The following is an 8,802-nucleotide window of genomic DNA, read 5'->3' as shown; positions in this document are numbered from 1 at the left end:
CGGGGGGATGGACCTACATACCTGCACAGCCAAGTTGCTGGACAGCCCAAACCGTGCATGGATTTCGCGGTCGCTCAGAGACTGAAGCTGAAGAGCGTTGGTTATCTTCTCTGGCGTGTTTTGGTTGACAGGCCTGGGCAAAGGCATCCAAAGTTGCATCCAGCTTTGTGGCTTGCGAGGCAGATACCTTGAGCTTGCAGAAGACAGTCAGGACTTGGGTCATGCAGGTTATATTAGGCGCTATCCCTCCCCACCGTACAGACGATGGGGAATCCCGCGCGTTTTCTTGAAATAGAACTGACCGCGCGGCCACTGTCGGTGGCGGAAGCAATGCGGGAAATCCGGGATCCTGTATCGGCCATGGCCCAGAAGCTGCCGATGCTTTTGGCCGTAGAGGTGCCCAGGGGAGATTCTACTGTCTCAGAGTCGGGGGATTTCTCCTGGGAAGCGATCAACACCGCCGCTTCCCCACCCTGCCGGGCTACCGCTGGAGTGGAAGGTTCCAGCGTGGGCTGAGAGGCTTCTGCTGGGCAGGTGAAAGATGACTGCGGCGGCCTCTTGCCAGGGGAGGTTTGTGGGGCCTTGCCTGTCCTGACGGCAGGGGGTACGGGAGGAGCCTTGCCGGCGATCTTTCCCCATAAAGCCTGGAGGAGTTGCCACATGGCTAAGTTGGCTCCTGAGCGAAAGGGCAGCGAGGGATGGTGCTATCCTGCCATGCTCTGACCTGAGAATCCACCCCCTCTGCAAGCCTTGCTAGAGCAAAGTCATAACGAGTATGATTAAGGAGCTTACCTAGGGAGAGAATTCACCATGGCGCAAATTCGCGAGATTCCCTTGGCCCAAATTCGTCGCCCCTTGCCGCGGCAGACGGATCCGGAGAAGGTGCGGGCACTGATGGCTTCCATCGAAGCAATCGGGCTGCAGGAGCCGATCGAGGTTTTGGAAGTGGAGGGAGAGTACTACGGGTTCTCGGGCTGCCACCGCTACGAGGCATTTGTCCGCTTGGGTAGGGAGCGGATTCCTTGCCGGGTGCGCAAGGCAACGCCTGCCGTCTTAAGACTCCACCTAGCCTAGAAGGGATCCCTCTCTCCCAACCTATTTTTTGTCGCTCGACTCTTCCCGGGGGATGTAGCCCCGTTCGTAGGCAAAGCGCACCAGTTGGGAGCGATTTTCCAGAGAGAGCTTGCTGAGAATGTTGGTCAAGTGGGTCTGCACGGTACGCGGACTGATGAACAGCTTCTCGCCAATTTGCTTGTTGGTGAGGCCGCGGATCACTTCCCGGAACACCCGCTCTTCGGCAGGGGTGAGGGGGAGATCTGCCAAGGTGGGACGGGGGGCAGCTTCAGCTTTGGCCTGGGTCTGCTGCTGGATTAGGCGCAGAATCTCCAACTGGGTGCGGCGGGCTCGTTCGATTTGCGCCTCGATCTTGGCCACCAGCTCCAGCGGCTCGAAGGGCTTGATGATGTAGTCGTCGGCTCCCCACTCGTAGCCCTGAACGCGGTCATCCAGCTCGCTGCGAGAGGAGAGGAAGATGAAAGGAACGAGTTCGCCGCCCCGCTGTTGGCGCAGTTGGCGGCAAAACTCGAAGCCATCCATTTCCGGCATCACCACATCCGATACCACCACATCCGGCTGCTCTTGGGCAAACAGGCGCAACCCTTCTACACCCGAAGCGCCTGTACAAACCCGATAGCCGTGCTGGGTGAGGTGGCGGCTCAGCACCTTTAAGGAGAGGGGATCGTCATCTACGACCAATACGCGCTTCATGATGACCGGGGAGAGGCTGTTGAGGAATGGTTGAGGCGTAACAGAGGGATGACTTGAGGGCAGTGTTCAACCCTTGCCGCAAGATTGAAGTTTAGACAGGGATACTGGCAGTCAACTATAGATAGATCCTTGCCCCATGATAGTTTCGGAAGCGGTCTGGCTGCCGGCTCAGGCGGACTGGGCCTAAGCTCCCATCCCGGAGTAGTGTTGCAAACCCTTGCGCCACAGCCAGCGGTTGACCAGCCAAAACAGAACCAGCCAGGCCAGGCCCATGGCAAAACCGCGCGGGATATCTTGCGGGATCCCCACCCAGAGGCTGGCGGGAAAATGCACCAAGTAGGGAAAGGGCGTCCAGGCCAAGGCCTGACGCACCGCCGGCGGAAACACCTCCAGAGGGGCGATCACCCCTGAGAGAAATAGGTACACCAAAAAGTGGAATTGCTCCAAGGCCGATATTCGCTCCACCCAAAAGGCCAGCAGCGCCAGGGTGTACTGCATGAGAAAGCGCAGGGCAAACGCCAACAAAATGGCCAGGGATCCCAGCGCCACTTGTTGCCAAGACGGGATCCAAAAAGCGCGGGGGTAGAGCAGGAAAAAGAGGGCAATCAAAGCCACGGTAAAGGGGAGGCGGGCCAGGCGTTCCATCAGGTGGCTGGCCACATGGTGCCAAGCGGGATCCAGAGGCTGCAACAGAAGGGGCGAGAGTCTTCCCTCCACCACCTCCCGCTCAAAGTCCCAGATTACCCAGATGATGCTGAACTGGCGCACCAGGAACACGGCCAGGAAATAGCGGATGAACTCTAGGGAAGACAGCGAGAAATCTCCTGAACGGGCCGCCTCGCTCCAGAGCCCCATCATGATCAAGGGCAGGGATCCGGCCAAGGCCCACAGGAGCAGCTCCGCCCGGTACTCCAGCATGTAGGCGTAGTAGGCGGCAAAGAGCGCGCTCAGCTTGCGAAAAAAGGCGTTCATTGAGGTTCTGAAGGGGCAAGGGGGTACAAGGTGGGCAACAGGCTGGCCAAATTGACCACCGCCCCCACCACGACAATGGCGGGCGGCGCCGCAGGCGAGGGCTGACCGGCCAGAGACTCCAAACGGAGCAGATGAATCTCTTGCTCCGGGGTGGTGCCCCAGCGGATCAAGGCGACTGGGGTAGCGGGATCTTTTCCTCCCGCTAACAATTCGGCAGCGATGTAGCCGAGGTTGTGCATGCCCATGTAGATCACCAAGGTTTCTACGGCCTCGGCTAGGGCACGCCAATTGACCTGGGGGCGGTATTTGCCTGCCGCCTCGTGGCCAGTAACAAAAGCAACCGAGGAGCTGAGGTCGCGATGGGTGAGGGGGATCCCGGCATAGGCGCTGGCGGCCATGCCCGCTGTAATTCCCGGCACCACCTCCACCGGGATCCCGGCCTGCACCAGGGCCAGCATCTCCTCTCCCCCCCGCCCAAACATGAAGGGATCCCCGCCCTTGAGGCGCACCACCACGGCTGCCGTCTGGGCTTTCTCGATCAGCAAGGCGGTGATCTGTTCCTGAGGAAGGGTGTGGGCGCCGCAGTGTTTGCCGGCGTAGATCCGCTCTGCTGTGGGCGGGATCAAATCCAAAATGGGGGAGCCCACCAGGGCATCGTAGATGACCACGTCCGCATGGGCGAGCAGGGCCTTGCCCTTCACCGTCAGCAGTCCCGGATCCCCAGGTCCTGCCCCCACCAGATACACTTTGCCCATCTCGAGTCCCAATGGTTTTCCGGAGATATCTATTCTGCTGGAACAGGACAGTTTTGACCAACCAACTCTACTTCCAGGTCAGACAGGCCGTCTGCAGGGTCTCCTGAATGGCCTGCACCAGTTGGGGATCCCGCCAGAGGGGCGGCTCCACCGTGATCTGCAACAAGGGCCATTCTCGCTGCAGCCGCTGAGCCTGTTCCTGTAAAGCGCGCAGCAGACCGCCCGGAAAGAGAAAAAACGGCAGCACCCGCAGGCGATACTGGCCGAGGCGCAGGCAATGGATTACGGCCGCTTCCAGTGTGGGGGGCTGGGCGGCAAAAGCCACATGCAAGCGGATTCCGGGCAAGCGCTGTTCCAGAGCTTGGATCCCCGCCTGGAGCTGGGCGGCAAATCCCGGCAGGCGGCTGCCATGGCCAAACAGGATCCAGCCGTGGGTCAGTTCCCCCAACCGCTGCGCCGCTGCCACCCGCGCTGCCACCAGATCAAGCAGGGCTGGATGCTGGCCAATCGGCGGTGTCAACAGCAGCTTCAGGTGCGGCCAGCGAGCTTGAACCTGCTCCAGGGCAGCCGGCAAGTCCTCCTCCACATGGGATCCCCCGCCCATAAACAGCGACAGCAGCACCACCGGCCCCTCCAGGCGGGCTGTCAGGTGTCTGTGAATCTGCTCCGCCAGGCTCAGAGGCTGACCTTCCAACTGGGCCAGCTCCACCGGTTGAGGAGCCAGCCGCTGCCGCACCCGGGCCAGCAAATCCGCCGCCGCTTGCTGGTATTCGGGATCCCGGCTGCCGTGACAAACCAAAAACACCAGCGGGGCTGAGGACATGGCAGCAGTCAGGGATCCAGACGCAACTGTTCTATTTTGCCACTTGGAAAGGTTCCGGCAACGTCTCGCGCCGCATCTGCGCGTATGATTTGATAAAGTACACACCTCCTTTTCAGACTCGTCGGCCCTTTCCCAGGATTTCATGTCATTTGAGAATCGTTCTACCACCCCCGAACTGTTGATCCATGTCTTGCGGGAGGGGTTGACCGAATCCATCCATCATTGCCAAGCGGTCGTGGCCGATAGCCGCGGGCGATCCCTGGCCATGGCCGGCAAGAGCACCACCCCTGTTTTTGCCCGTTCTGCGCTCAAACCCTTCCAAGCGCTGGCCATGCTCTCCACCGGCATCCGCGAGCGCTATCGCCTCAGCGAGAAAGACATCGCCATTATGTGCGCCTCCCATCAGGGCACCACGGCCCATGCGCGGCAGGTGTTCAGCATGCTCTGGCGGGCCGATCTGTCTCCCGATTTGCTGGTCTGCCCCACCCCACCCGGCAAGCCCAGCCCCCTCTGCCACAACTGCTCCGGCAAACATGCCGGCATGCTCCTGGCCAGCCGCGCTCAGAACTGGACTCTGCAGGACTACGCCCAGCGGCAACACCCCGTCCAGGCCCTGGTGCGGGCCAAGTTGGCCGACTTGTTGCAAATGCCCTCAGAAGAGTTTTTGTTTGCTCGTGACGACTGTGGCGTGCCCACCTACCAGCTACAACTCAACCACCTGGCTTCCCTATATGCCCAACTGACCGCCGGCGAGCGGCCGGACTTGGAGGCCATCGCCCGCGCCATGACCCACCACCCCGAAATGGTGGCTGGTGAGGGATGTTTCGACACCGAATTGATGCGGGCCACCCAGGGAGAGTTGGTCAGCAAGTCCGGCGCCGAAGGGATCCAGTGCATCGGGCGCGTCGGAGAGGGGATGGGCCTGGCCATCAAGGTACAAGACGGGGCCGCGCGGGCCAAATATGCCCTGGCCCTGCACCTGCTGCAGCGCATGGGCTGGATCCAACCGGCTGCCGCCGAGATGCTGGGGGAACGCTTCCTCGCCGTCGGCCCCTACACCCGCCTGGAGGTGGAAGGGGAGCTGCGCATGCCTTGAGCAACCCAACGGGGGCTGAGTCTTGCATCTCATTCCCTGGCAGTGTTACCTTGTCGAAAAACTGGAAGAGCAATGATTGAGGAGGCTTTCAAAGCTCTCGACGGCGAGCTGGCCAGCTTGGTTGAGCTAACTAAGAAAGTGACGAAAGCGGTAGGCAGCGCTTAAGCTGCTAGCAGAAGGGGAGATCTCCAAGCAGTAAACCGCCAGGTGGAAAGCTGCGGCTCTGCCTTGAACACAGCTCTCTCCCAAGCGGAGCTGGTGAGGCGAGCTCTTGAACAAGCCCAGCAAGTTTTGTCCACCCCCTCCCTCGAAGACCTGGCCCGCGAAGTGGGGGAACGGGTAGGCCAGCCCTGGCTTCCTACCGAGAATCCCAACATTTTTGTGGCCTTTCCTGTCTCAGTGCACTTTGCCAGAGAGCGGATACGTATTGACCGCAAGATTTTCCGATCCCAGCGGCCCAGTGCTATTGCTGAAGCAATCAAGCGAGCAAGAGGCGGCAAGAGCAAAGAGACTGATCCCCAGGCTGTCCTTCAGCTCATTTGGAAGGCGGCAAGAATTGCGGCAGGCTACCTGAGAAAGTGTGTGGAGCAGCTACCTAACTCCATAAGCGTAGCTGCGCGAGATGTCTTTGAGGTTCTCCACCTCAATAACTCAGACTACACAGAAGTAGAATTTACCCGACATCTTTACCTTCTAGATCGAAGCCCAATCAACAATGTGGATGGCTATCGCTTGATCTTCTCTGCATCTACAGGCACTCGCTCAGGTCGCTGCTATCGCATTCGCGATGAACGCGGTGAGGAACATATTTACTATCTTTTGGAGTTTGAGCGTCTATGAGTGGGGAAACCCATAGTTGTCTACAGCTTGATTTATGGCTGCGTTGTCTTGAGAAAGACTACCTGAGATCCTTCATACCTGAGGGCGGTGCAACCGTCAAGCTAGCTGTCGTCCCAAGAGATTCCTACTCCCGCCTCTACAAATCTCTTCGGGAAAAGCTATCCCCTCCTTCTTTTCAGCTTTTTGATCTAACCAAAGAGTGCATCAATCTACATTCAATTGAGAATTTTTGGTTTGCCCTTGCTCAGAGGGTAGACTGGGAATCTTTTGCCAGAGAACTGCGCTATAGCATTCTCAAAAAAGTTGGATATCCCCTCAGCTCAGAACCTCAGGACTGTACTTTAGAGGAACTGGCAGAGTTTTACCAAGTCGAGGCCCGCGAGATTAACATACAGTTCCAGCGAGAAATCAAGAGGCTGATTTTTCAGGACTACTCTCTGGCTCTCGACTTTCGCAAGGCTATTTCCCGTCTTATCTACGAGCCTCTCCAAAGTCCAGGCACTCTAGAAGGTTTGTGCCTTGCGGTTCAGGAGTGGCTCAAAGGCACGCTGAAATCTATTAGTCAAGTGCGTGGAGCAGCTATTTTTCGAAGGATTGATAGGACAAACTCCAGAGAGATCCTACTTTCTTTTCTGAGACTTTTTACACGCCAGTTCGGTTCTACGGCAATCCTTGTCAGTCTGTTTCATTACTACGAGCGAAGAGAAAGTGGACGTCCAATCTTTACCCGTAGGCAAATCATCGATCTCTATGAAACCTTGCGAGAGTTTATCGATGCAGAGAGTAAGCTTGAGAAAACAGCCATAATCTTCATGGCCCCTCCAGAGTTCATTGAATCAGAACTTTTGTCCTACCATAAGTACCGAGCCTTGCAAACTCGAATCCAGAACGAGGTATATTCCTCCAAGTATCCCAATCCTTGTACAACTATGGTTCAACTTCAATGAGCGCATCACTTGTAGCCCGACGAGCGATTGAAGCGCTGCGAAACGGTGTTCCCAATCCATTTGCAGTTGCAGAACTTGGCTCCTGGCAACAAGAGGTCGAAGAGAAGTTTTGGGAATTATGCAACGCCCCCAGCTTAGAGCCTGGGGGGATGCTCGTGAAGGGGGACTTCGGAACTGGTAAGTCTCATCTTCTACTAACTCTGCAGGAAAAAGCAAAGAAGCAGGGTTTTGCCACCTCGCTGGTTGTCATCTCTAAAGAGCTGCCTCTTGGCAATCCTAGTCGCCTAATTCCCCGCATTCTTGCCGAAATCGAACTCCCTGACATGGCTGAGCGCGGGCTTCAAGGCATTGCAGCTCGTCTGCAGTACAAACAGCCTTCTTTCCAGGAGTTCCAGCTTTCGGTTAACCAATGGCGATTTGGAGAGGGCTGGTGGCCGGCTACTCTAGCTTTACACCAAAGGCTAGAGGGTGACGACGAGAAGTTAGACGCTATTGTCCGCTTTTGGGCTGGTGAACCTACCTTGAGGCTGTCAGAGGTGCGGCAGAGACTTCGGGATCACGGCCTGGCAGGGGCTTACTCCGTCAGCAAGCTACCTCCTGCGGAAAGTCTGCACTGGCAGCGCCTGGCTTTCTCTGCTCAGCTATGTCGGGCCATAGGGCTCAGGGGCTTGGTGGTTTTGGTGGATGAGATCGAGCTGATTGCACAGTACAGCATCCTGCAGCGGGTCAAGTCCTACCGCGTTCTTGGCCACTTGTTTGGCAAGGAAACTTTACCTGAAGAACTAAAAGCAGCTCCGCTAATTCTAGCGGGAGCAGTAACCCGCGACTTTGAGCAGTCTATCTTGCAGGAAAAAGGGGATCGGGAGAAGGCACCTGAGATGGCGCGCCAGAAGCATATTTCTGAAGAAGCTGTAAAAGCGGGGATGGAGGCCATTCAGCAAGCTATCCCCCTCCGTTCCTGTTCGGAAGCTCAGGAGGCCATTCAAGCGATGTTGCACAAGGTGGCGGATCTCTACCAGAAGGCCTACCCTGATTGGGTACGGCCATCACGGTCTGAGCTCCCTCCTCTTTACGGCACAACTACCGTGCGGTCAATTATTCGCCGTTGGATTACTGAGTGGGATGTGCGCCGGTACTACAACCCCACTGGTACAGTTCAGATTGAGGAAGACAAAGCGACTGGACACACCCCTACGGAAGAGATCCAAGAACTGGAAGAGGAAGCTTAAGCAAGCCTAGGTGCTCCTCAAAGTTTTCTGAGTTTAGCTTAATCGGCGGGAAGCCCCGCACTGTATGGGTGAATTGTGTTGACTCAAGAGCCAATCAGTGTCGGGATGAAAGCCGTTCGTGCTTCAGTTGAAGAGATTGAGTTAAATCTCTGGAGAGCATGACTCTAGTCAATGATATGCTGGACTATACTGAAAATAATGCCCAGTATGTTCAGTATGGCTGCTTGGTATGGCTAGGTATGTAAAACCGAGAGAAGCGGCGGATTATTTTGGGGTGTGCCTCCACACCTTGAGGCGATGGGAACAGAAGGGCTGGATCCATGCAGTACGTACACCATCCGGTAGGGCAAGAAGGTACGACCTCGACAGTTAC

Annotated in this window: 11 protein-coding genes and 1 pseudogene; 7 read left to right on the top strand and 5 right to left on the bottom strand. The window is 57.1% G+C overall.

Annotation, left to right across the window (positions count from 1 at the left end; translation table 11 throughout):
• Nucleotides 1-223 (bottom strand): annotated as a pseudogene (locus SYN63AY4M2_RS14085) (RNA-guided endonuclease TnpB family protein); the annotation flags it as partial.
• 41 nt (nucleotides 224-264) lie between these two features.
• Between SYN63AY4M2_RS14085 and SYN63AY4M2_RS03120 the strand changes: the two are divergent.
• Entirely contained in the window at nucleotides 265-516 is a 252-nt protein-coding gene (locus SYN63AY4M2_RS03120) for a hypothetical protein (protein WP_143597298.1), read from the top strand.
• Between the two features lie 294 nt (nucleotides 517-810).
• Complete coding sequence (locus tag SYN63AY4M2_RS03115; RefSeq protein ID WP_011429811.1) at nucleotides 811-1,074, top strand: sulfiredoxin; 264 nt, start codon at nucleotides 811-813, stop codon at nucleotides 1,072-1,074.
• A 21-nt stretch (nucleotides 1,075-1,095) separates the two neighbouring features.
• Here the strand turns inward: SYN63AY4M2_RS03115 and SYN63AY4M2_RS03110 are convergent, their stop codons facing one another.
• The 4 genes from SYN63AY4M2_RS03110 to SYN63AY4M2_RS03095 all read right to left on the bottom strand — a co-directional run bounded on the left by SYN63AY4M2_RS03110 (nucleotide 1,096) and on the right by SYN63AY4M2_RS03095 (nucleotide 4,317).
• Nucleotides 1,096-1,767: a response regulator transcription factor gene (locus SYN63AY4M2_RS03110; protein WP_011429812.1), complete on the bottom strand. Its 672-nt coding sequence runs from the start codon at nucleotides 1,765-1,767 to the stop codon at nucleotides 1,096-1,098.
• 183 nt (nucleotides 1,768-1,950) lie between these two features.
• Nucleotides 1,951-2,739 carry an ABC-2 family transporter protein gene (locus tag SYN63AY4M2_RS03105; protein WP_011429813.1) on the bottom strand — a complete coding sequence of 263 codons (789 nt, stop codon included), beginning with the start codon at nucleotides 2,737-2,739 and terminating at the stop codon, nucleotides 1,951-1,953.
• Nucleotides 2,736-3,494, bottom strand: coding sequence for a uroporphyrinogen-III C-methyltransferase (cobA, locus tag SYN63AY4M2_RS03100; RefSeq protein ID WP_099812301.1), 759 nt, complete (start codon nucleotides 3,492-3,494; stop codon nucleotides 2,736-2,738). The genes SYN63AY4M2_RS03105 and cobA overlap by 4 nt, the downstream gene beginning before the upstream one ends.
• A 67-nt stretch (nucleotides 3,495-3,561) precedes the next feature.
• Nucleotides 3,562-4,317 (bottom strand): sirohydrochlorin chelatase, encoded by a 756-nt coding sequence (locus SYN63AY4M2_RS03095; RefSeq protein ID WP_041438185.1) that lies wholly within the window; start codon nucleotides 4,315-4,317, stop codon nucleotides 3,562-3,564.
• Between the two features lie 142 nt (nucleotides 4,318-4,459).
• On the opposite strand from SYN63AY4M2_RS03095, the gene SYN63AY4M2_RS03090 reads away from it, so the two are divergent.
• The 5 genes from SYN63AY4M2_RS03090 to SYN63AY4M2_RS03070 all read left to right on the top strand — a co-directional run.
• Nucleotides 4,460-5,413: an asparaginase gene (locus tag SYN63AY4M2_RS03090; RefSeq protein ID WP_011429816.1), complete on the top strand. Its 954-nt coding sequence runs from the start codon at nucleotides 4,460-4,462 to the stop codon at nucleotides 5,411-5,413.
• A 228-nt stretch (nucleotides 5,414-5,641) separates the two neighbouring features.
• Nucleotides 5,642-6,253 (top strand): hypothetical protein, encoded by a 612-nt coding sequence (locus tag SYN63AY4M2_RS03085; protein WP_143597334.1) that lies wholly within the window; start codon nucleotides 5,642-5,644, stop codon nucleotides 6,251-6,253.
• Nucleotides 6,250-7,200 carry a hypothetical protein gene (locus tag SYN63AY4M2_RS03080; protein ID WP_041438187.1) on the top strand — a complete coding sequence of 317 codons (951 nt, stop codon included), beginning with the start codon at nucleotides 6,250-6,252 and terminating at the stop codon, nucleotides 7,198-7,200. Before SYN63AY4M2_RS03085 ends, SYN63AY4M2_RS03080 begins: the two co-directional genes overlap by 4 nt.
• Complete coding sequence (locus SYN63AY4M2_RS03075; protein WP_168175100.1) at nucleotides 7,173-8,429, top strand: BREX system ATP-binding domain-containing protein; 1,257 nt, start codon at nucleotides 7,173-7,175, stop codon at nucleotides 8,427-8,429. The genes SYN63AY4M2_RS03080 and SYN63AY4M2_RS03075 overlap by 28 nt, the downstream gene beginning before the upstream one ends.
• Before the next feature lie 229 nt (nucleotides 8,430-8,658).
• On the top strand, nucleotides 8,659-8,802 hold a 144-nt coding region (locus SYN63AY4M2_RS03070; RefSeq protein WP_143597420.1), incomplete at its 3' end, for a helix-turn-helix domain-containing protein.

The sequence above is a fragment of the Synechococcus sp. 63AY4M2 genome (assembly GCF_002760475.1).
In the GTDB taxonomy this organism is placed as follows: domain Bacteria; phylum Cyanobacteriota; class Cyanobacteriia; order Thermostichales; family Thermostichaceae; genus Thermostichus.
This window is presented reverse-complemented; position numbering and strand designations above follow the sequence as displayed.

Coding starts and splice junctions, on each gene's coding strand:
- SYN63AY4M2_RS03110 (WP_011429812.1), bottom strand. CDS start 1,767: ATGAAGCGCGTATTGGTCGTAGATGACGATCCCCTCTCCTTAAAGGTG.
- SYN63AY4M2_RS03120 (WP_143597298.1), top strand. CDS start 265: ATGGGGAATCCCGCGCGTTTTCTTGAAATAGAACTGACCGCGCGGCCA.
- SYN63AY4M2_RS03115 (WP_011429811.1), top strand. CDS start 811: ATGGCGCAAATTCGCGAGATTCCCTTGGCCCAAATTCGTCGCCCCTTG.
- SYN63AY4M2_RS03095 (WP_041438185.1), bottom strand. CDS start 4,317: ATGTCCTCAGCCCCGCTGGTGTTTTTGGTTTGTCACGGCAGCCGGGAT.
- cobA (WP_099812301.1), bottom strand. CDS start 3,494: ATGGGCAAAGTGTATCTGGTGGGGGCAGGACCTGGGGATCCGGGACTG.
- SYN63AY4M2_RS03080 (WP_041438187.1), top strand. CDS start 6,250: ATGAGTGGGGAAACCCATAGTTGTCTACAGCTTGATTTATGGCTGCGT.
- SYN63AY4M2_RS03105 (WP_011429813.1), bottom strand. CDS start 2,739: ATGAACGCCTTTTTTCGCAAGCTGAGCGCGCTCTTTGCCGCCTACTAC.
- SYN63AY4M2_RS03090 (WP_011429816.1), top strand. CDS start 4,460: ATGTCATTTGAGAATCGTTCTACCACCCCCGAACTGTTGATCCATGTC.